Raw genomic sequence first — 19923 nt, 5'->3', positions numbered from 1 at the left:
TCATCAACTTAAAAAAGAAACAGATTTATGTCACAACAGGAAGACGATTTGAGGGCATTGGCGAAAATCATGGATTTTCTGCGTGCCGTAAGCATTTTAATGGTGGTCATCCACCTCTATTGGTATTGTTACGAAGCCGTAAGGCTGTGGGGCATCGACATCGGCGTGGTGGACAGGGTACTGATGAATTTCGACCGCACCGCAGGGCTGTTCCGCTCCATCCTTTATACGAAACTCTTTGCGTTGGTGCTGCTGGCACTCTCGTGTCTGGGCACGAAGGGGGTCAAGGAGGAAAAAATCACGTGGGCAAGGATTTGGACGGTGCTTGCAGCAGGGCTGGCGCTGTTCTTTCTGAACTGGTGGATATTGTCCCTGCCGTTGCCCGTAGAAGCAAACGCGGCATTGTACACCGCCACCGTTGCGGCGGGCTATGTCTGCCTGCTGATGTCCGGCACATGGATGAGCCGCCTTCTGCGCACCAACCTCATGGAAGACGTGTTCAACGTGGAGAACGAGAGTTTCCAGCAGGAAACGCGGCTCATCGAGAACGAGTATTCGGTGAACCTGCCCACACGCTTCTATTACAGGAAGAAGTGGAACGACGGGTACATCAACGTGGTAAACCCGTTCCGTGCGTCCATCGTGTTGGGCACGCCGGGCAGCGGCAAGTCGTATGCCGTGGTAAACAGTTTTATCAAGCAACAGATTGAGAAAGGTTATTCAATGTATATCTATGATTTCAAATTCAGCGACCTTTCGACTATCGCCTATAACCATCTGCTGAATCATGGCGATTGTTACAAGGTCAAGCCGAAATTCTACGTGATAAACTTTGACGACCCGCGCCGCTCGCACCGCTGTAATCCCATTCACCCCGATTTCATGGAAGACATTACCGATGCCTACGAGAGTGCCTACACGATAATGCTCAATTTGAACAAAACTTGGGTGCAAAAACAGGGCGACTTCTTTGTGGAGTCACCGATTATCCTGTTTGCCGCTGTGATATGGTTTTTGCGCATCTACAAGGACGGCAAGTATTGCACCTTTCCCCATGCCATTGAACTCTTGAACCGCCGTTACGAGGATGTTTTTCCTATTCTCACCAGCTATCCCGAACTGGAGAACTACCTTTCCCCGTTCATGGACGCATGGCAGGGCGGCGCGATGGAACAGCTTGCCGGACAGATTGCGTCGGCGAAGATACCGCTATCCCGTATGATTTCCCCGCAGCTCTATTGGGTCATGTCCGACAGCGAGTTTACCCTCGACATCAACAATCCCGACGAGCCGAAGATACTCTGTGTCGGCAACAACCCCGACCGACAGAACATCTACGGTGCGGCGTTGGGGCTGTACAATTCACGCATCGTGAAGCTCATCAACAAGAAGGGCAAGCTGAAGTCGGCGGTAATCATAGACGAGCTGCCCACCATTTACTTCAAGGGGCTGGACAACCTTATTGCCACTGCCCGAAGCAACAAGGTGGCGGTCTGCCTCGGCTTTCAGGACTTCTCGCAGCTCAAGCGCGACTACGGCGACAAGGAAGCCGCCGTAGTGATGAACACGGTGGGCAACATCTTCTCCGGTCAGGTGGTGGGCGAAACCGCCAAGACCCTTTCGGAGCGTTTCGGCAAAATCTTGCAGAAGCGGCAGAGCATCACCATCAACCGCGAGGACAAGTCCACCTCCATCAACACGCAGATGGAGAGCCTTATCCCGGCGAGCAAGATTTCCACGCTAACGCAGGGCATGTTCGTCGGTGCGGTGGCGGACAACTTCAACGAGCGCATCGAGCAGAAGATTTTTCATTGCGAGATAGTGGTGGATGCCGAGAAGGTGAGACGCGAGGAGCAGGCTTACAAGCCCATCCCCGTCATCACGGACTTCACCGATGCCGACGGCAACGACCGCATGAAAGAGATGATTCAGGAGAACTACAACCGCATCCGTGCGGAGGTGCGGCAGATTGTCGCCGACGAGTTGCAGCGCATCCAGTCCGACCCCGAACTGCAACACCTGTTGCAGAACAAATAGGTACGCCATAGGCGAAAAGAGAAAATCCGTAGCTCGGTTCAATTCACGACCGGGTTACGGATTTTCCTTTTCTTGTATCTTCTTTTCCGCTTTGAGCAGCTTGTTGAGGGTGGAAATGACAAGGGTCATCAGATAGTTTTTCAACTCGCTGTCTTCCTTCATCAAGATGCCGTATTCTTCGGCGAAGGCTTCCAACATCCATTTCCGGATGTCTGCCATATCCTCCCCGAAAGGTATCAGCCGGTTCTCATTCCAATAGGAGGTAACGGCAGACACAAACATTGACTTGAAAGCCGCCTTTTGTTCCGCGTTCAGTTTCTTGTAGCGTGTCCTTTCCGTAATGGGCGGTTCGCTGTATGGCATGACGGATACCGGGTCATAGACGGACACCAAGTCGCCGCCGTAATCAATGATTATCGGCAAGTCTGGCTTTATACCATGTTTCCGCTTTTTCTTTTTCGCCATCGTGTTTGGGAGAATATGCCGCTATAAATGAAGAACGCCCCCCAAGTATGCTGCCTTGCGGCTCGCCTGGGAGGCTTATTATCTTTTAGTTTATAACTGCCTTGTTAATCTTGTGATGCAAAGGTAGGCATTTTTTCTTGAACGACAAGCGTATGAAGCCGGAAATATGACTATTTCCAGATTTTTTCGTTTTCCCAACCCTCGGCAAAGCCCATTGCGGAAAGTGGAGCTACGCTTTTGTATTCATTGACCAACGCTTTTAGCCTGTCTTTGAACGAGGAAGTAGGATTGGCTGTTTGTAAGAGATACCCCAACATACAGAAAAAATAATATGCCTTGCCACGCTGTACCGTATCCGGATTGCTTATCCATACCAAATTTTTGGAAAAATGCAGTTTTTCAGGAACGATGCTCATATCCCTGTTCCAAAGCCTTGCATGGTGGGCGCACAGGTTACGCACGTAGTTCATGGTATGCAACCATGAGCAGAATGTCTTGGGAGGCAATCCGAAATAACCGGCTATACCGTTGATGTCCGCTCTATTCTTCAATCCCGTACAGATACGGGACAGATGGTTGAAATACATGATTTCCACACTCATCCACGAAGGAGGATTGACCGGATTGTCATATTTGTTCCGGTAGTGCTGGATGAATACCTCCGCACGGTTGCTATGCAATTGGTCGCTGATATGTTTCTGGATTTCGGCATACACATCGAATGTCACGATTGAACCGTCACGCAGCACACGCCGTTCCGGGGCTTTGAATATGGAGGGATTGTCTTGCCAATGGGAACCGTATTTGTGGCTTAACTGGTAAATGATTTGTGTCCGGACGGCGATTTCCAGCCGTTCAATGGCATCGAACACGAGCAGGCGCAATTTCCGGTCGAATACGTACAGGTCATACACCATGTCCCATGTCGTGCCTTCCTTGAAGTTGTCAATGATTGTGCCGTTCTCCTTTTTCTTATAAGGCAGCATATAGGCACTGATCCGGTAATAGCTGATGTTGGCGAGCAGTCTCTCCGCCCGTGGTATGTCCGAAACAGACATGCCCCTTGATTGCAGAAGGGCGACTTGTTCCGTATAGCTCAAAGGCGGTTTCTTATATGTTTCCATTCTGTATGCTTTATAAAATTGAGCCACCTTTTAAGGTGGCGAGCCTTAGCTTTTTCCATCTAAGGGGGATAATTGTTACAAAAGTAATCTTTTTCACGAAGAAAACAGGCAAGGAATAGTCTTTTCTTCACGGATGCGTATAAAAACAGGCAAGGAGACGCCTCACGCGCCCCCTTGCCCGGTCTCAAAAGAAAATATATGAATGAAATGATTTATCTTTTCCGCATCCGTTCCCGCTCCTCGTCCTCCTGCATACGCCGGTTCAGCTTCTCCGCCGCCTTGTCGAAGAAATAGGTGCGGCTGTCGCTCTTACGCCGCTTGATGTCGGCATAGGCGTTGTAGCATTGCTTGTCCTTCAGCTTCAGGCCAAACAGCTTGCCGAAGCCCAGCAGCAGCTCGGTCACGCCCGTCTCGCCGCCGTTGATGCACTTCAGCGAGTCCAGCCCATACACCATCTCCACGAAGTCGGAGAGGTTGCCCGTCCACCGCATGAGCAGGGCATCGGCAGGAGTGTCGTCTTTCTTTTCGTCTTTGGAGGGGATGGAGGATAGTGGCGGCACTTGGGTCTTCACGCCGTCGAGCAGGTGGCGCACCAGCGACAGCGCCTTTTCCACGCAGGGGCTGGCACGCCCGCCGGCATATTGGCTGACGGCACACAGTTCCGCTTCTGCAAAGGCAAGCGTGAAATGCAGGTGGCGGGGGCTGCCGCCGCCCGTATAGACGGCGAATATCTGTTCTGAAAACTCGGTATAGGCGGCTTCCTGCTCCGGGAGGCTCATCCCTTTCTCTCTGGCGAGGCGAAGCAGCCCGCCGCTGGTCAATGTTCGGTAATCCATATCGGTTATTCTTTTTAGTTCGTTGATGACGGTCGGTTGCCGTACCGTAAAGAATAAGCCAAATGGTATGCCGGTTATGCCCGCACGAAGTGAAAAACAATGTAATATACTGATAGATAAGCAGATAAAAATTTTAAGTTCGGAAAGTCGGAAAAATAAAATCCTCTCATTTGAGAGGACTGACAGAACCGTTGAGAGAATCATTCCGCCTTTTTCCGATAGACCAGCCGGCAGATGCCGTTGCCGAAACTCCGGCTCTGGCGGAGCGTCCATGCCGAGGCATGGGGCAGGTCTGCCAGCGGCGAGAGGCCCCCGCCGGAAAGCTGCGGCAGCAGATAGACCACCAGCTCGTCCACCATACGGTAGAGGAACAGCCCGCGAAGCAGCTCCACCTGACCGGCGTCTGTCACCTCGGCCACATAGGTGCAGCCCTCGCTCATGCTTTTCAGTTCGCACATCAGGTCGATGAGCGGATAACCGGGAGGAAGCGTGAACGTGCAGCGGCTGAGCCACAGCGGAAGACCTTCCCGGTCGTGCCGGAACCATTCCATCCATTGCCCGCCAGCCGGCGGAAGATACCCGTCGAGGGTGAGTGCCGTGATTACCTGTATCTTTGCCATACCTCTTTCCGTATTAAAAGCCGAAAGCGTGAAACCCACGCGACTCCGGACAGAGGCTCTGGTAAGCCCGAAAACAGAAGTGCATGGGCTCACGCTATAAGGTATAGCATAAGCCTCACGCAACAGCTTCCGTTTCTTGAAATGTACCAGATTTCTGTCCGAAACTCTTGCGACTTATGTATAATATCGGCAACAGACACCGTCCGTCACCGTTATTCTTCTATGTCTTTGGCCCGGCCATTGCCATGAACAGCCAAACCGGTTACAAATGTACGAAATCCGACCGAAATTCGGGCAGGATACGCCGTTTTTATTTCACTTCACCCCGTACTTCTTCATCTTGCGGTACAGCGTCGCCTCGCTGACGTGCAGTAGCGCGGCGGCGTGACCCCGGTGTCCGCCGCACAGGGCGAGTGCCTTCTCTATCGAGGACTTCCATTCCGCGTCGCCCTTCGGGTGCGGGTAGATGCCGCTGGCAAGGGAGGACGTGCCGCCGTCGGGGAGGTCCAGTTCCTCCGTACCCACCAGCGGGCTTTCCGCCAGCAGCACGGCACGGCGCACACGGTTCTGCATCTCGCGGATGTTCCCCGGCCACGGGTAGGACAACAGACGTTCCTCCGCCTCCGGCGTGAAACCCTCCGTCGGCTTGCGCAGCTCGGAGGAGAAACGCTCCCGGAAGAAACCCGCCAGCGGCAGGATGTCCGCACGGCACTCGCGCAGCGCGGGCAGATGTATCTCGAACTCGGCGAGACGGTGGTACAGGTCTTCCCGGAAACGGTTCTCGCGGATGCCTTGCGCCAGATCCTCATTGGTGGCGGCGACGATGCGCACGTCAGCCCTCCGTTCCCGGTTGCCGCCCACCGGCGTGTAGGTGCCCTCCTGCAACACGCGCAGCAGCATGGACTGCGCCTCATAGCCCAACGTGCCTATCTCGTCGAGGAACAGCGTGCCGCCTTCGGCCATGCCGAAATACCCTTCCGTGTCCTTCTCCGCACCCGTGAACGAGCCTTTGGCGTGCCCGAACAGCAGCGACGGGGCAAGTTCTTTCGAGATGACGCTGCAATTCACTGCCACAAAGGGCATCAGGCGGCGGTCGCTCTCCTCGTGTATCCGGCGGGCGACGGACTCCTTGCCCGTACCGTTGGCGCCGAGGATAAGCACGGACACCTCCACCGGGGCAACCAGTGTGGCCATGCGTTCTACCTCACGTGCCGCAGGGCTGCCAAGCCGGAACAGGGTTTTTCCGCCTTGCGGCAGCGATAGCGAGGGACGCAGCAGCTCACGGACGGTATCGAGCAGACGCTCCGGATCTACGGGCTTGGGCAGATAATCGTCCGCACCCGACTTCACGGCACGCACCGCGTCAGGGTAGTTCGCATACCCCGTCATTACCACAAAGGGCACGTGACGGTGCCCGCCGTTCAGCCACTCCAGCAGCGACAGCCCGTCGCCTTTGGGCAGGCGCACGTCAGCCAGAACCAGGTCAAAGCCCGACTTGCGGATGAGCCTGCGGGCGGAAGGCTCGTCGATGGCTGTCTCCACCGCATACCCGCACCGTTCCAGACGGTCGCGCAGACGCTGTGACAGGGCGATGTTGTCTTCAACGATCAGTATCTTCTTTTTCATCTTCTATTCTTTTTATTTCAGCGGCGGCCTCGGTTATCAATGCGCCCAGACGCCCGATAAGCCGTTCCGTTTCCTTATTTATCTTGCTTTCACCGCCTTCCCCGTCGTGGAGCGTCCGGCGGTAAGCGTCTAATTCGTTCTCGATGCGCAGCAGTTCCCACATGGGGTACATCCGGTGTACGGTCTCGCGCAGTTCCAGCCGGTTGGAACATGCCGCCGCTTCTCGCAGGGCGGCGATGTCGCGCCGGCTTTCCTCGATGAACATCTCCAGCAGTTTCCGTTTGTCGCTCACCTCGGCGGTCAGCGAGGCGAAATCGGCGGTGGAAGCTGCGTCTTCTTGGGGCTCGCCCGTCCGCCATGTGACGGAGGAGAGGAAGACCAGCAGTTCCGGCGAGGAAAACGGCTTGCGTATGTACCCGGCGAACCCGGCTTTCAGGTAATTCTCACCGTCCGTGTCACCCCGTGCGGTCATGGCAGCCACCGGCAGGCTGCGGGACTGCCCGATGTGGGACTGGCGCAGCAGCCGCAACAGGTCGAACCCGTTTGTGCCCGGCATCTGGATGTCGGTCAGCAGCAGGTCGAACTCCCCGCCGCGCAGTTCCCGTACCACCTCCTTGACGGTGCGGCACGTTCGGCAGCAGATGCCGTTGCGTTCCAGTATCTCGCCCGTTATCGTCAGTTGCACGGGGTCGTCGTCCACCACGAGGACACGTTGGGGAAGACGACCGCCCGTGCCGGGCGGGGCGGACGGCTCTTCCACAACCTCGTCCGTTTCCGCCAGCGGCAGCGTGACCGTGAACGTGCTGCCCGCACCCGGACAGCTCTCCACGCTGATCTCACCACCCAGCAAACGCACCAGCCCCTGCGTGATGGACAGTCCGAGTCCGAACCCTTCCGCGTTGGTCTCCGGCGCGGCACGCTCGAAGGGGGCGAAGATCCGCCGGGCGGTCTCGCCGTCCATGCCGATGCCCGTGTCCGACACCCTGAGCCGCAGGAAACCGTTCCCGTAACAGGTCTCCAAGATGATCTTCCCCGCCTCGGTGAACTTCACCGCGTTCGAGAGCAGGTTGTCGGCGATCTGCTCGATGCGGTCGGCATCGCCCCGGACCGTCACGTCCGTGCCGGAACGCTCGTCCGAGAGCAGCAGCCCCTTGCTGTTGGCCGTGTGCGTATATTCCTCCACGATGCGGTCCAGCAGGCCGCCGAGACGGAACGGCACCTCGTTCAGCGTCTCTTTCGACTCGTTCAGGCGAGACAGGTCGAGCAGGCTGTTGGCAAGGCGCATGATATGGCGGGAAGCGTCGAGGATGTTCTCTAAATAGGCGTTGCGCCGGCGGCGGTCACGTGTGTCCATCGCCAGCTCCGCGCTGCCGCTGATGGCGTTCAGCGGACCCCGGATGTCGTGCGACAGGGTCACGATGATGCGCTTGCGTATCTCCAGCATCTCATGCCCCTTGCGGTGTGAGTCCTCCAATTCACGGCGGTCACGGTATTTCCGGCGGATGTCACGGTAGATGAAGATATACAGCAGCAGGGCGCACAGCAGTCCTGCCGACGAGATGGCGCATATCAGGGCGAAGGCCTGCTCACGCAGGGCGGACACCCGTTGCAGGCGTTCCTCCGTGCGCAGCATGGCGTCCCGCTCGAAATCGTTTACCAGACGGTTGATATGGCGGTTCAGCAACCGGTTACGACGCTCCAGCGAGTCCGACAGGGCGCGGTACATCTCCTTCTGTTCCCGCAGGGCGGCGAACACGTCGTCGCGGAACTGCCGCATGTCACGCACATGACGGGAGTTCGGTACGACACGCACGGTACTCGCCCCATGCGTCCCCTCATTTCCGTCCTTTCCCTTTTTCTTCTTGGGCTTGAACCAGTTCCAGAAACTTTTCTTGCTTTTCTTTTCGCTTTCCTGTACCGGTGCGCTGACCACACGGTCCGGCACCGAGGCGGACTGTTCCAGCGGGGGCAACCGCTCGCTGAGCAGACTGTCCATGCGGCTGACGGTCGAGGGAGTTTCCGCCAGACGGAGTATCTGGGTCTTTTTCTCGGCAAGCAGCAGCCGCACCGTGTCGATGCGGCTCTGTTGCAGGGAGTCGGGATAGGCGTCGCCTAACCTTTCCAGTATCTCCGACATCCGGCGGTCCTTCTCTTCGTAGGAGCGCAGGTCATCCTTGTCCCACAGCAGGGCGCCGTCGCTGTAAAGCAGCAGGGCGATAAGGCTCTTGAAGGTCTCGTTCGTCAGTTTCCGCTGTCCGAGCATCGCCCGTTCCTCCTCTTCGGCTTGCTGGAACACCCGTTTCTCGTACCACACGGCATAGACGATGCCGCCTACCAGCAGGGTAAGCAGCAGATAGCCCGAAAGGATCTTGACCTGCAAGGTTCCTTTCGGGCGGGGTGTGGGGGTTGTATGTCGTTTTCCCATGAACTTTGCGGATTCTACAAAAGCGCAAAGTTAGGAGGGTATGGGTGAAGCCTTGTTCTGATTTTCTGCGGAAAATTTCTGATTTCCGGCGGACGCTCATCCGGCTGCGTCTTTCCGCATTTGCGAGGGGGATTTCCCGAAGTTCCGCTGGCAGTAGTCCGACAGGGTCGAGGCGGAATTGAAGCCGTTGCGTTCGGAGACATCGGACAGCGGAATGGCGGGATCTGAGAGCATGGCGAGGATGTCCTCCTTGCGCCGCTCCCGCAGCCATTCGGCCACCGGCTGCCCGAACTCCTCCTTGAACCGCTCTCGGAACACCGTTTCCGACTGGTGGCAGCGTGCCGCCAGTTCCCCGGCGGTCAGGGTACCCACGGGCATGCGCCCGGCCATGAGACGTACCGCCTCCCGGAAACCTCCGCACCGGAAATCCGGCAGGCTGCGTTCCACCCGGCGGAAGTCCGCTTCCGTCAGGAAGCAGGGATAGTCCTCGTCCCCTTCGAGCAGACGCCGCCATTCCCTCAGCGCCAGACCCATCATCAGGTTGTACAGGGCGTTCAGGTGCGGGTATTCGTCATGGAGCGTCATCCGCCCGACCACCTCCATGCAGAACAGCGTCCCGGTGCGATGTTGGGTGCGGTAGCTGTTCACGAAGGTGTCCGTCACATAGCCCGTTACGGTGTTGTCCCGGCAATGGGCGGCCAGCAGGTACAGGACGCACCATGTCCTGTCGTCCGGTGACGGGGCGGTGGCTGCCTTGCGCAATTCTTCGGTGAGCCACCGCACGGCGTGAACATTCTTCGCTGGCTGTTCCAGCACCGTCCATGTGTCCGCGCGGCGCAGGTCCACGAGGTCGGCCGTCTTCTCCACTTCTTTCAGCCATTCCCGCCACTCCGTGCCGAGGGCGGCATATTCCAACATGTCAAATAAATTATCACTCATCATATATGTTTCGTCTTTATTTTAATCCTTCCGTTTTTCCTTTCTTCATATTCCATTTGACTTTATTGTCATGCTCCAACCGATGCCGTCTGTGTGAGCCAAATGATAATCCGGACTGGAATACAATAAGGCTTGTCAGAATGGTATGAAGACCGGTATCATCTTTTGCGACCACAGGTACATTGACAAGGCTACAAATGCAAGCGCAAATAAAACAAACAGCAGCGAGAGTGTTCCCCACAAAAACTTTCTGGGTTCGTCCTCCACCTCTTTTTTTATACGTTCAAAAGCCCCATTTTTACGCAAGGAATGATTACGAATCATCCAAAGAATAAAACCTCCACCAAGTAAAATAAGTACATACAAAAGCCCGTAGCAAGGAATTAAATTATAACCTGTTAATCCATCTATCAAAAATACAATCCCCGAATATACGCAAAAGTCAAGCTCTACAACAAACAACATTGCCGTATAATCTCCTGCAAGTGTCTCCCGCCGGAATTGATAAAACTTTATATAGGTATATTTCCAGACATTCATATCATTTGGCATTAAAGGTTATTACCGTTGTTACAAGGGTTCTAAAAATCTCAACCCATTTTTGCCAACATAGCAGCAAAACAAGAAAAAGAGAACCACAAATATAATATACAGGATGGACAAAATCCCCCAGAGCATCTTCCGAGGCTCCGCTTCGACTTCTTTCCTTATGCGCTCGAACGCATCTCCTTTGCACATGGAACGGTTGCGAAGCCATCCAATGGTTAGCATCCCCAATATATAAAGAGCAAAGAAGAATGGCTCGTATTTCGTGGACAATACATTATCCACTAATCTGTCGATAAGTATCAGTATTCCAAAATACAGGAACATATCAAGAAATGCCACAAACAACATGGCCGCAAAATCGTCCGCGCCGTCTTTTCCGATTACCCTGCGGCGTATCTTGAAGAACTTGATATATATGTATTTCCAGACGTTCATATCAATTCACTAACGATACCGACTTAAAAAATGCCGCCCAGGTCAATATCCAATATACTATTTCTTTCAACATAAGCTCTAAGTTTTAGTGTCCTTCTGTTTGTTTCTTATACTTCGGAGAATCGACGGTTAAAGGCTCCAATATCTTCCTTACCTTTTGCACCGCCTCTTTTCCGTCATGGAACAGGCTGCACCACACGACGACCAGTTTCCTTTCCTCTGTGAACACAAGGCATTGTTCCGGGGATTCCGGCGCCCATTTCAAGGCGTAGTACTCCTTTTTCCCAATGGCATTCAAGCAGCGATTGAAATCCGGGTTATTGGACGACAGGATGTCCACCGTTATCCAGATATTTCCTCCCTGCAGGGAATCCGTTCCGGGCACTTCGAGGTAATGGCGGACATCGCAGTATCCAGCTCGGTCGGCCATGCGCTCCGCTTCTCCGCATCCGTTCAGGGAGGATGCCAGCTCTGCCAGGACAGGCCGTATCATGTTTTCATGGATGCCTGCGCATTGCTCTTTATCTGCATCGTCTGTTATTATGATGGAATCACCCGTATAAGTGTACCGTAAGCTCTGCAGCAGCCGGTAATCCGGCAGCTTGTTCCCGTTCCGGTCGATATAATACCATCCGTCGCTTTCCCAATAATGGTACTCTCCGCCGGAACCGGGCACCTCTTTCCGTTGGCCGGAATCCGTTACCTTTGCCCTGCCTCCCTCAAAGGGATAGCCGAAAGCAAAACGGGGGCGGATGACCGTCTTTCCCTCTTTGTCGGCATAGCCGATGCGTCCTTTCCTGTCCACGATACGGTACAGCCCCTCACTGGAATAATCGTCGCCGTTGTCGTATTGGAAGACCGTGTAATGCCGTGCGCAGCCGCAGCCGCACAGAATCATGGCGACACACAGGAATATTATGTTTCCCTTTGTTTTCAGCCCGTATTTCCGTTGTCCCTTCTCCATATACGTCAGTTAAGTTATCGGTCAGTTGTCATGCTCCAACTGAATGTACCAGTCTCCCTTAATCCGTTTGTACAGCGTGGTGTCGTTGTATGCCCTGCGGTATATCTCGTTCAAATCTCCGTGTTCCGTGACGTGCCCGTCGGGATGGTCTTCCAGTCCCGGATCGTACACGAAGTCCTTGCTTGTCCCGCCAATCGAGTAGCCGTGCGAGAAGTACGGCACGCTAAGGCTCGTGTAAATGGTGTCCTGCCCGTCCCAACCGGACTTCTTCATCGCCTCTTTCTTCGCCTCCTTCCCGTAGTAGAACACCCGCTCACAAGAGATTGCCGCCAGCAGCGAGTCCAGCCTATGCCGGTCTTCCACGGAGATTCCTTTCAGGCAGGCGGTGTCCCGCGTGTCGTAGGGCGGATAGTACATCCCGTAGGGACAGCGGGCGATGACCTCCCGAAGCGTCTCGAACGCTGCTTCATGCGCGAGGAAGTACTGTGCCATCTCCTCGTCGGACGGTGGCACGGGAGGAGCGCCGCACCCTGCCGCAAGCAGCAGCGCCGTCCACATTAAAATCGGTATGTATTTTCGTATCTTGCCTTTCATTTGCATACAAAATTATAAAAAACACCTCGCAATCCTGCCGTAAAAGCCGGAAAAATGGTACATTTACGCTCGGTTTTCAATATGTTCCCTTGGAGTCTTCCTGATGATTCATTTCGGCTTTTGGAAGTTATGAAGCTGTTTGTGACCCGTTTCAACACTTTAAGTTTTCCGCTTATTTCAATGAACCTTTCCACCGTTGTGGAACTTCAGCGCTGACTCCGGCTTAGTATTATAAGTAGGGAAACGCAATGTTCACCGCTACCACCAACGCCACGATAGCCGCAATGTAAATCACCATCGCCCGTTTCCAGTAGCGGGGACGCTCACGGAGTTCCTGCCGGACTTCCTTGCGGATTTTCTTGTCATCCAGAAATCCCCAAGGGATGGCCATCAGCAGCAAAGCCAGCACCGACACGCCGTAAAAGACGACCTTCTGACAGTCGGATTCCAGATGCACATACTCGTCTTGTCCCGCCGCCGCGAACAGAGTACCGTTCAGCAGGAGCAATTCGGGGAGGATGGTCAGGGCATATATCCCGGCCCCCAACGCCTTGCGCTTCCTTTTGTTGTTCCAGTCGGTGAAATGGCTATGCATGATTTTATGCAGCATCACTAATATGTAGAAGAAGCGGCAAAACACGTTCCGACTGTCTGTCATTTGATAGTTTTGTCTATCCATTTTAGTACTGTTCCCCATAAGGGTATATTGGCGATAAGCAAAAAGGCAAGAGAGAACAGGAAAAAGTAACACCGGGCAGGGCTGAACCTGCGTCCTGCATAGTGCCGCATGACCGCCTTCCGCCGGGAGGGTGGATATATCCTGCCGGGCAGATCGACTATTACCGCGCTACAGGCAATCATGGCGATTACAAGGAAATCGCGTACAGGAGGGTCGAAACATAAGACGATGGTAATTATCGGCCCAAGGACAACAACCATGATGCAAAGCATCAGCATACTATCCCCGTCGGGCCGACGTGGCTCGCCTTTGTAATGCTGCTGCGCCATTTCTCCCAACCAAAACAAATAGTCGAAGAAATAGTAGCGTCGTGGCCGCTCTTGCTCTTTATATTCCTGTTTCCTCATAAGGCATTCCGTTTTTCGTTTCCTACGCCGTGGCAAAATAAAGGCACGCCACACCTGCCAGGGCGATGACCAGCAATGCGCCCACACAGATACGCAACGCCTTTTCGCCGAAAGTGTCGCGCACCCAATACCATCCCCACCGGTTCGGCTCGTAGGTCCATTTCCACCCGCATATCACGCCGATGAGCCACAGCAGCAGGATGCCGCCCGCTATCAGATAGCCGTAGCGGGGATTCTCGGCTATCCACTCAAAATGTCTGTCTATCTGTTCGTTCATTGTCTGTATTATTATAACGTTTGGTAGCTAATCACCCTTTTCAGGAGAGGTTGAGCCGCTTGTTATAAGCTGTTTTTTATTCATTTGCTTTTTCTATATAGCCAAATTTGATTTTCTTAATAACTGAATTAGGCAATGTTGAATTTGATAAAAATAAGACATCAAGAATCCTATCTTTATGCTTACAATAACAATCAAGTTCTGACATGACTATATCAGGACTTGATATTATAAACAAGCTATAATTATAAACAAATGCCCTTTTCATAAAAGTAGCTTTACCATCCACACTATTATCCAAATACGCATAGAATAGAGCCTTGTTATTCTGATACAATTCGATAAAGTCGGTGGGATGAAAATAATAATACGAATAGATATCCTTTTGAGGATGATAAGGCATAAATAATTTCTCGCCTACCATATATGAATATGTCGTTTTTAGTATGCTATTTATGCCGTCAATCATAGCACTCTTGTCCGTTTCGTTTTCTTCTTTCTCTACATTAAAGAATTTAGATAGAATATCCTCAATATTATTCCCATTGTATGTGATACAATTTTTTGATAGTTTTATGTGTCGGCTAAACTCCCAAGAATATGGTGAAGAGAAAAGAAACGATTGGAAGAGTTTATTTCTATAATGCGCCTTGTTTTTCAAATTTGACCGATTCACGTTAATAATATTCAGATATGAATATAGTTTTGTAAATTCATTAAAATATGAATTTGTATGAATAGGTGCAAATATCAAAGATTGTAAGCATTGTGCAAATTCCCAAATCGCCAAATAATCAGAATACATAGGCTCTGAATCATAGTAACACCTATCAATTAGTGTTTTCACCTTCTCCCCATATTCAAACAAAAAGAAGCTGGGGGTTATTTGAAATAGGCTTATGAATTGTTTATCAGATAATCTGAATAAGTCATTTCGACTATCCGTTCTTTGAAAGATAGCCGCCAGAACTGCCAAGTCTATATTGCCATGGCAATTATATGATGCGTTTTCAGAAATACCTGTTATCAAATTTGGTTTCATTGTTTTCTGCTTATAATGTTCAGCGGGTAATCGACCATTATAGGCGATTCATCCGCTTGTTATGCGCTTTATTTTATAATACAATTAAATTCTTTTATAAAATGACTTCCTTCAATATCTTTTGATGCAGTAGGACTTATCTTTATCTTAGTTCTATGCACATTTTCACCTATCGTAATCGTCAGATTTCTGCATAATTGCTTAATCCTTTCTACCACCACTTGGTACACATCATTATAATTTTCCAACTCATCACATAGTATTTCTCTATTTTCCTCTGTTGAATATATTTTCTTAGGATATTGTAATTGAACCCCCATGATATTCTCCGGGGAATTTATGTAACTGAATTTGGTTTGTAACTTACGTTCTTTGTCAAGGTATAGAGCAAATATATTAAACCCAACACAAGGCTCACTGAAATCCATTGTTTTATACCATAATTTATCATTTGAATCTTGAAAGGGAGCTCCATAGGCACACTTACTTAGATTATTCGAAAAGCCTTTGAGCAAATTGTTGAGTATAATATGATCGATTCTTTCACCGGACGTTAGTAAACGGTAAAAATTTTCGTAATCCCTTACAAAATCTGCAAAGTTGCTTTCTATATAATCCGCAGGTACTCTCCTGCAGTGTTCCACAATGTGAAACCCTCGCAAAATGTCTTTCAATTCTTGCGGTGTAACCAAGAAATTGTAAATATGCCATCCTTTTGGATAATATTTCATGCTCATATTGTATTAGCTTCTAAGCAGATAATGTTTGGTGGCTAACCGACCCTTATCTGGGGAGGTTAAGCCGCTTGTTATTCGCTAATTTTCTCTTGATAAGGCAAAAAACTAACATTAAAAGTTTCACATACAAAATAAAAATTAGATTTGCGGATTTGGTTAATGTCATAATTTACCTCCACACAGTCTAAATTGAAGCAATATAGACCATCTATTATTTGTATATCCATATTAAAGATGACTTGTAAATCTTCATTTCGTTTTTGCCTTATAGTAAATTCAGATATATTTTCTGCAATGATTTCAAGGTTAAACCACCCTTCTGAATTTTCTACGGATAATTCCAAAATGATTTTGTATTCCGCCAAATTAATTCTAATTTGACGAATCAAACCATCTCCGGCGTTATGCAGATTGTTTTTCAAATAGTCTATGAAATCATTGTTATTCATTTTTTTATTTTTAGAGCGAATAATGTTTGGTGGCTAACCTACCTTTTCGGGGCGGTTAAGCCGCTTGTTATAAACCTATTTGAAATTTGTCAGTATATCCTCTTTCTCATTAGAAGACAACATTTCCAACAATTGATTGAAGCTATCACAAACCAATTCCGCCGATTCTTCAAATTCGGGTTCAACTCCGCAATAGATTTTACCATAGTTTTCTGATGATAAATCTATGCTCAAATATCGGTATCCGTCTTTTACAGATAAAGCAATAGGTACATGAGTGTCCCAAAAGCAACGTATTATTTCAGTTTCCTCTTCATCATCATCAAATGTCTCAAGTCCCATCAATTCAAATTCATTCCAACGAAATTCGCTATTGCTATCCCCATTAAAGTCCTCTATGGAATTAAACCATACGTTTTCACATTCATTCGTAATGACTTGAAATTGCTGTAAGAACTCCAGATAATCGGCAGGAAGATTTGAATACCGGTTAAGGAAATCAGGACTTAGTTCTTTTCTTTCCAATCGTTCCGTGACGATGAATCCTATCTTTTTTAATGCTTCAATCATATTTTCTTACTTTTTACTGGTTTATAATGGTTTGGTGAGAGACAATGTTAAGTTGTTTTCTCGACCTTGTTATAAACTTATCTTATTCCTTTTAACTCCTCTTTCATTTTCTCTTTTAGGTAGAAGAACAACAAAACATGCCAACACAAGTCAAAGGAGAATACGGCTTCTTCCTTTCTCCCTAATGCCTGATAGAACTTACATACATTCCGATATGCCATAAAAACAAATACAAGATAGATAGGTACCAGCATACAAAGACTTAATACCAAGACACAGACAGCTATCAGTGAATTTCTACAATAAGCTTTGTATTGTATCAATGCTTCTTCGTAATCGGAATTTTCCCAATAACCGAATGTTTTCAAATCCTCAATGCTCCAGCCTCTTTCTTCCAATAAATTAATAGCATAATCACGAATTTCATCATCATAGCCGTAACGCTTATAATTTTTCACAACATCTATTAGCTTATCATTGTCAAATCTCTTTAGAATATCAAAATCTTCCATAAAAATTTGTTTTATTGTTTATAATGTTCGGTGGCTAACCGACTTTTCGGGGAGGTTGAGCCACTTGTTACCCACATAATTCATTTTTCTTTTGAAAGAATAGATACATAGTTATCTATATCTTGCTGTAATTCATTCCAATGTGCTGATAAATTTGGATAAAGCCCGGTTGCGCCACACCCTACCATCCTGATAAGTGCTAAAAAACGATATTCATTGGCATTTCGTTCATTTTCTTCTTTTTCAATCTTCTCTTGAAGCAGTACATCTGGATAAACAACACGTTGATATAGTTTATCAATAAATTCTCTGCGTTTTTCTGGGGTATTGAATATACTATCCACTGGTTGTGCTCTAATAGAATCTATTTCTTTTGCTCTTGCATTAGCTTCTTCATGTTTTTCTTGCTTATACAAAAGAAATACTTCAAGTCCCCATATATATAATATGAAATCCCATACACGATAAACCCCTTTTCCCGGAAAGGGGATGTCATGCGTATAGCGACAAACTGCAAAAGTTTCTTCAATATACCCATACACAAAAAGCCGATAAGCTAAGTGGCATAGATTTTCGGCATCTGCGCCACTATTAAAAGAACATTTCTTTACTAACTTTTTGCACAAACTCGCTACCTTCTTTTGGGGGCAAGAGTTCATTATTGATTCAAACAATTCTATTCCTGTTTCCATCTTCTTCATTCTTTTGTGGGTAATGTTCGTCGGATAATCAACCGTTTAGGGGAGATTAATCCGCTTGTTATTCGCTTTTACTTATTGTAAATGTTTTATCAGCATTGTTTATTTTGTAAAGGTCATCAAGATGAATATGATAGCCATCACTATTTACATATTCAGCCATGCCAAGCAACGCTTTAGCTAATAGAAGAAGTCCATCTTGATTTCCCTCGATATAAAGTTCATTAGGATTTCCTAATCTAAAAGAAAGATACGGGTTTCCTAATCTTTCAAGAATAGGTAATCCATTTGCGTTATATTCTATTTCTATTTTTACTTTATTCATTTGCAATTCAATTTTATAAGCAAATGTTTAGTGGGCAACCGACCTTTCAAGGGCGATTGATATGCCTGTTAGTCGTTTTTCAATTCTCCCATGTTACATAGTTGATTTTACCTGTGCTATCAGTATTTACAACCACTAACAGATCTGTAATTTCTCTACCTATGGTATAATCCCATACGGCATAGTTTTCGTTGCCGGGATAGAAACCGATGCGTTTCAATTTTAATGCAGTCAATAACCTTTCTTCTTTGGATTTAGAGGCATCTGTACCTACTAAAACTTTATCAATTATAGAAGCGTCCAATTCTTCAAGATGAAAATCGACATATTCCTTAACATCACCTCCATCTTCGTAATCGGCACGAATGGCTGCTTCCACATCGGCTTTATGTTGTTCCAAGTCCTTGATATAGTTTTCATATTCTGCAACCCAGTCATATTCAGGCACACCATCATAGAAATTCAGATCTAATTTTATCTGACGATTGTCAATAACTATTTGTCCCTCATTATATTCTTGGGGAGAGTTGATTTCTACTTCTCCGAAGTAAGTAATGTTCTTTTTCATATTTCGTCTTTTTTATTCTTTCAAGCGATTAATGTCCAGTGGATAATCGACCTTTAAGGGAAATTTATCCGTTTGTTAGTCGCTTTATTCTGCAATATAAGTTTCCAAATATTGAATACCGTTGTAACTGTCTAATTCATCCACAAATTTTTTAGGTGTTTCATATGAATCATAATTTTTCTTCTTAATAAAGATTTTCTGATTCCTTTTGTTGTCCTTGAAACCATTGGGTATATAGCACACAATACAATTTGATGGCTTTATGTGGTATTCATCAATATCGGATTCAATATACCAGTCAAGGACAAGTTTGTTATCAATCATCATTCTAACAAGATTAAAAGGATTTTCGGGTTCATCCTTAATTTCCACAGTTAGAAATTCTGGATAGTAATACTTTATATTAACGTCTTTACAAAACTGACAGCGATGTTCCGGATTGGGACGTTTCTTTGTACGACCTTCTTCGTAATCTCGTATTTCTTTCATGTATTCATCTTGATTGAAATACTCCATAAACTCTTCCCGGCTTTTATCGGTCGTGCCAATCCAAATCATATATTCTAATCCGGCATTAGACCCTTGCACTCCTTCAGGCGACAGTTCAAACTCGAACGTACCAAGATAAGTCATGGTTGTGGTATTCTCTGCCTTCTTAGGAGATATACCTTCACGACAATTATAGCAGACAACTGCATTTGCCATAGCTATATTTTTATCAGCCATCGACAGACTTATCTTTTGGGTATCAGCAGGAATAAGGTTAAGCAATCCAGCCAAGCCATCAGATGTGAATTTCATAATAAGAAAATCCTCATCATAGCTCATTACACCAAGCTCCTTACAGAATTGGCAACGAAGTTCCTTATTGTCTTCATCGTAATCTTTCCACCATTGACGGAAAGCCGATTGATCCATATATTTCTCAAAGTCAACTTCGGAATTGAATTGACCGACCCATATCATTATCTTACTCATTTTCTTTTTTTATTTTTCAAGCGACTAATGTTCGGTGGATAATCCACTTTAAGGGTGATTTATCCGT

24 protein-coding genes are annotated in these 19923 nt (G+C 48.4%); 1 reads left to right on the top strand and 23 read right to left on the bottom strand.

Annotated elements, in window-relative coordinates; all coding sequences use genetic code 11:
- The first annotated feature begins 27 nt into the window (after positions 1-27).
- Positions 28-2037: a conjugal transfer protein MobC gene (mobC, locus tag H6B30_RS07615; RefSeq protein ID WP_205109254.1), complete on the top strand. Its 2010-nt coding sequence runs from the start codon at positions 28-30 to the stop codon at positions 2035-2037.
- Between the two features lie 54 nt (positions 2038-2091).
- Here mobC and H6B30_RS07610 read toward each other — a convergent pair whose 3' ends face one another.
- The 23 genes from H6B30_RS07610 to H6B30_RS07500 all read right to left on the bottom strand — a co-directional run bounded on the left by H6B30_RS07610 (position 2092) and on the right by H6B30_RS07500 (position 19856).
- On the bottom strand, positions 2092-2502 hold the full coding sequence (locus tag H6B30_RS07610; RefSeq protein WP_204433019.1) for a hypothetical protein: 411 nt from the start codon (positions 2500-2502) through the stop codon (positions 2092-2094).
- Positions 2503-2672: 170 nt separating this feature from the next.
- A complete protein-coding gene (locus H6B30_RS07605; protein ID WP_205109252.1) occupies positions 2673-3626 on the bottom strand; it encodes an Abi family protein in 954 nt (317 codons plus the stop codon).
- Positions 3627-3838: 212 nt separating this feature from the next.
- Entirely contained in the window at positions 3839-4462 is a 624-nt protein-coding gene (locus H6B30_RS07600) for an RteC domain-containing protein (RefSeq protein ID WP_239483747.1), read from the bottom strand.
- A 200-nt stretch (positions 4463-4662) separates the two neighbouring features.
- Positions 4663-5082, bottom strand: a complete 420-nt coding sequence (locus H6B30_RS07595; protein WP_205109250.1) for a bifunctional DNA primase/polymerase — start codon at positions 5080-5082, stop codon at positions 4663-4665.
- Positions 5083-5397: 315 nt separating this feature from the next.
- On the bottom strand, positions 5398-6708 hold the full coding sequence (locus H6B30_RS07590; RefSeq protein WP_205109248.1) for a sigma-54-dependent transcriptional regulator: 1311 nt from the start codon (positions 6706-6708) through the stop codon (positions 5398-5400).
- The gene (locus H6B30_RS07585) at positions 6683-9133 is read right to left on the bottom strand and encodes an ATP-binding response regulator (RefSeq protein WP_205109246.1); all 2451 of its coding nucleotides are present in this window, start codon (positions 9131-9133) and stop codon (positions 6683-6685) included. Before H6B30_RS07585 ends, H6B30_RS07590 begins: the two co-directional genes overlap by 26 nt.
- Positions 9134-9229: 96 nt before the next feature.
- Positions 9230-10075, bottom strand: coding sequence for a helix-turn-helix transcriptional regulator (locus tag H6B30_RS07580; RefSeq protein WP_205109243.1), 846 nt, complete (start codon positions 10073-10075; stop codon positions 9230-9232).
- 132 nt (positions 10076-10207) lie between these two features.
- Entirely contained in the window at positions 10208-10612 is a 405-nt protein-coding gene (locus tag H6B30_RS07575; RefSeq protein ID WP_205109241.1) for a hypothetical protein, read from the bottom strand.
- A gap of 30 nt (positions 10613-10642) precedes the next feature.
- Positions 10643-11056, bottom strand: a complete 414-nt coding sequence (locus tag H6B30_RS07570) for a hypothetical protein (RefSeq protein WP_205109239.1) — start codon at positions 11054-11056, stop codon at positions 10643-10645.
- An 85-nt stretch (positions 11057-11141) separates the two neighbouring features.
- Positions 11142-12020, bottom strand: coding sequence for a WG repeat-containing protein (locus H6B30_RS07565; RefSeq protein WP_083380899.1), 879 nt, complete (start codon positions 12018-12020; stop codon positions 11142-11144).
- 21 nt (positions 12021-12041) lie between these two features.
- Positions 12042-12614 carry a DUF4948 family protein gene (locus H6B30_RS07560; RefSeq protein WP_205109237.1) on the bottom strand — a complete coding sequence of 191 codons (573 nt, stop codon included), beginning with the start codon at positions 12612-12614 and terminating at the stop codon, positions 12042-12044.
- 229 nt (positions 12615-12843) lie between these two features.
- A complete protein-coding gene (locus H6B30_RS07555; protein ID WP_205109236.1) occupies positions 12844-13293 on the bottom strand; it encodes a hypothetical protein in 450 nt (149 codons plus the stop codon).
- On the bottom strand, positions 13269-13700 hold the full coding sequence (locus H6B30_RS07550) for a hypothetical protein (protein WP_205109234.1): 432 nt from the start codon (positions 13698-13700) through the stop codon (positions 13269-13271). Before H6B30_RS07550 ends, H6B30_RS07555 begins: the two co-directional genes overlap by 25 nt.
- A 22-nt stretch (positions 13701-13722) precedes the next feature.
- The gene (locus H6B30_RS07545) at positions 13723-13977 is read right to left on the bottom strand and encodes an immunity 17 family protein (protein WP_071148906.1); all 255 of its coding nucleotides are present in this window, start codon (positions 13975-13977) and stop codon (positions 13723-13725) included.
- 76 nt (positions 13978-14053) lie between these two features.
- Complete coding sequence (locus H6B30_RS07540) at positions 14054-15019, bottom strand: hypothetical protein (protein WP_071148905.1); 966 nt, start codon at positions 15017-15019, stop codon at positions 14054-14056.
- A 68-nt stretch (positions 15020-15087) separates the two neighbouring features.
- Complete coding sequence (locus tag H6B30_RS07535; RefSeq protein ID WP_205109232.1) at positions 15088-15750, bottom strand: hypothetical protein; 663 nt, start codon at positions 15748-15750, stop codon at positions 15088-15090.
- Positions 15751-15827: 77 nt separating this feature from the next.
- Positions 15828-16205, bottom strand: a complete 378-nt coding sequence (locus tag H6B30_RS07530; RefSeq protein ID WP_205109230.1) for a hypothetical protein — start codon at positions 16203-16205, stop codon at positions 15828-15830.
- Between the two features lie 75 nt (positions 16206-16280).
- Positions 16281-16775 carry an SMI1/KNR4 family protein gene (locus H6B30_RS07525; protein ID WP_087339918.1) on the bottom strand — a complete coding sequence of 165 codons (495 nt, stop codon included), beginning with the start codon at positions 16773-16775 and terminating at the stop codon, positions 16281-16283.
- Positions 16776-16852: 77 nt separating this feature from the next.
- Positions 16853-17287 (bottom strand): hypothetical protein, encoded by a 435-nt coding sequence (locus H6B30_RS07520; RefSeq protein ID WP_087251719.1) that lies wholly within the window; start codon positions 17285-17287, stop codon positions 16853-16855.
- An 80-nt stretch (positions 17288-17367) separates the two neighbouring features.
- On the bottom strand, positions 17368-17979 hold the full coding sequence (locus H6B30_RS07515) for a DUF6707 family protein (RefSeq protein WP_205109228.1): 612 nt from the start codon (positions 17977-17979) through the stop codon (positions 17368-17370).
- 67 nt (positions 17980-18046) lie between these two features.
- Positions 18047-18310, bottom strand: a complete 264-nt coding sequence (locus H6B30_RS07510) for an Imm32 family immunity protein (RefSeq protein ID WP_032952384.1) — start codon at positions 18308-18310, stop codon at positions 18047-18049.
- 79 nt (positions 18311-18389) lie between these two features.
- The gene (locus H6B30_RS07505; protein ID WP_032952383.1) at positions 18390-18878 is read right to left on the bottom strand and encodes a DUF2004 domain-containing protein; all 489 of its coding nucleotides are present in this window, start codon (positions 18876-18878) and stop codon (positions 18390-18392) included.
- Between the two features lie 84 nt (positions 18879-18962).
- Complete coding sequence (locus H6B30_RS07500) at positions 18963-19856, bottom strand: immunity 22 family protein (protein ID WP_205109226.1); 894 nt, start codon at positions 19854-19856, stop codon at positions 18963-18965.
- Positions 19857-19923: the final 67 nt, after the last annotated feature.

The organism is Marseilla massiliensis, from assembly GCF_016899955.1.
Taxonomy (GTDB): Bacteria; Bacteroidota; Bacteroidia; order Bacteroidales; family Bacteroidaceae; genus Prevotella; species Prevotella intestinigallinarum.
This window is presented reverse-complemented; position numbering and strand designations above follow the sequence as displayed.

Coding starts and splice junctions, on each gene's coding strand:
- mobC (WP_205109254.1), top strand. CDS start 28: ATGTCACAACAGGAAGACGATTTGAGGGCATTGGCGAAAATCATGGAT.
- H6B30_RS07610 (WP_204433019.1), bottom strand. CDS start 2,502: ATGGCGAAAAAGAAAAAGCGGAAACATGGTATAAAGCCAGACTTGCCG.
- H6B30_RS07605 (WP_205109252.1), bottom strand. CDS start 3,626: ATGGAAACATATAAGAAACCGCCTTTGAGCTATACGGAACAAGTCGCC.
- H6B30_RS07600 (WP_239483747.1), bottom strand. CDS start 4,462: ATGGATTACCGAACATTGACCAGCGGCGGGCTGCTTCGCCTCGCCAGA.
- H6B30_RS07595 (WP_205109250.1), bottom strand. CDS start 5,082: ATGGCAAAGATACAGGTAATCACGGCACTCACCCTCGACGGGTATCTT.
- H6B30_RS07590 (WP_205109248.1), bottom strand. CDS start 6,708: ATGAAAAAGAAGATACTGATCGTTGAAGACAACATCGCCCTGTCACAG.
- H6B30_RS07585 (WP_205109246.1), bottom strand. CDS start 9,133: ATGGGAAAACGACATACAACCCCCACACCCCGCCCGAAAGGAACCTTG.
- H6B30_RS07580 (WP_205109243.1), bottom strand. CDS start 10,075: ATGATGAGTGATAATTTATTTGACATGTTGGAATATGCCGCCCTCGGC.
- H6B30_RS07575 (WP_205109241.1), bottom strand. CDS start 10,612: ATGAATGTCTGGAAATATACCTATATAAAGTTTTATCAATTCCGGCGG.
- H6B30_RS07570 (WP_205109239.1), bottom strand. CDS start 11,056: ATGAACGTCTGGAAATACATATATATCAAGTTCTTCAAGATACGCCGC.
- H6B30_RS07565 (WP_083380899.1), bottom strand. CDS start 12,020: ATGGAGAAGGGACAACGGAAATACGGGCTGAAAACAAAGGGAAACATA.
- H6B30_RS07560 (WP_205109237.1), bottom strand. CDS start 12,614: ATGAAAGGCAAGATACGAAAATACATACCGATTTTAATGTGGACGGCG.
- H6B30_RS07555 (WP_205109236.1), bottom strand. CDS start 13,293: ATGGATAGACAAAACTATCAAATGACAGACAGTCGGAACGTGTTTTGC.
- H6B30_RS07550 (WP_205109234.1), bottom strand. CDS start 13,700: ATGAGGAAACAGGAATATAAAGAGCAAGAGCGGCCACGACGCTACTAT.
- H6B30_RS07545 (WP_071148906.1), bottom strand. CDS start 13,977: ATGAACGAACAGATAGACAGACATTTTGAGTGGATAGCCGAGAATCCC.
- H6B30_RS07540 (WP_071148905.1), bottom strand. CDS start 15,019: ATGAAACCAAATTTGATAACAGGTATTTCTGAAAACGCATCATATAAT.
- H6B30_RS07535 (WP_205109232.1), bottom strand. CDS start 15,750: ATGAAATATTATCCAAAAGGATGGCATATTTACAATTTCTTGGTTACA.
- H6B30_RS07530 (WP_205109230.1), bottom strand. CDS start 16,205: ATGAATAACAATGATTTCATAGACTATTTGAAAAACAATCTGCATAAC.
- H6B30_RS07525 (WP_087339918.1), bottom strand. CDS start 16,775: ATGATTGAAGCATTAAAAAAGATAGGATTCATCGTCACGGAACGATTG.
- H6B30_RS07520 (WP_087251719.1), bottom strand. CDS start 17,287: ATGGAAGATTTTGATATTCTAAAGAGATTTGACAATGATAAGCTAATA.
- H6B30_RS07515 (WP_205109228.1), bottom strand. CDS start 17,979: ATGGAAACAGGAATAGAATTGTTTGAATCAATAATGAACTCTTGCCCC.
- H6B30_RS07510 (WP_032952384.1), bottom strand. CDS start 18,310: ATGAATAAAGTAAAAATAGAAATAGAATATAACGCAAATGGATTACCT.
- H6B30_RS07505 (WP_032952383.1), bottom strand. CDS start 18,878: ATGAAAAAGAACATTACTTACTTCGGAGAAGTAGAAATCAACTCTCCC.
- H6B30_RS07500 (WP_205109226.1), bottom strand. CDS start 19,856: ATGAGTAAGATAATGATATGGGTCGGTCAATTCAATTCCGAAGTTGAC.